This window comes from Virgibacillus salexigens, assembly GCF_014905415.1.
Taxonomy (GTDB): Bacteria; Bacillota; Bacilli; order Bacillales; family Amphibacillaceae; genus Virgibacillus; species Virgibacillus salexigens.
In genome coordinates this window covers 1-302 of the sequence record NZ_BNEO01000147.1, presented here as the reverse complement: position 1 = coordinate 302, position 302 = coordinate 1, and the positions used below count along the sequence as shown (strand labels likewise).

The window sequence follows — 302 nt, the reverse complement described above, 5'->3', positions numbered from 1 at the left end:
ACAAATCGATTCTCGGAATCAAACTTAATAAACCTGCATGATTCATCGTGATGGGCAAATAAATACGGGAATTCATCAGGCAAATCCATTGCCCATAAGTTCATCTTTCCATTTAAATTCGTACTAAACACAAGGCGGTTTTCATCATTACTAACTGAAAAATTAGTAATGACATAAGTTCTCAAAAACTGCTCTACGGTCGGCTTTGGAAATTTGATCCTCATCACTCTCCCTTAGGTTATTAGCAAATTCGAATTAGTCTTACTATTTACTGTCCAATTATACCTTATGACCTAGGCTAA

General features: G+C 35.4%; 1 pseudogene. It reads right to left on the bottom strand.

From position 1 onward, the window contains the following. Positions 1 to 224, bottom strand: a pseudogene (locus tag JKP73_RS22620) (S9 family peptidase); the annotation flags it as partial. Between the last annotated feature and the right edge of the window lie 78 nt (positions 225 to 302).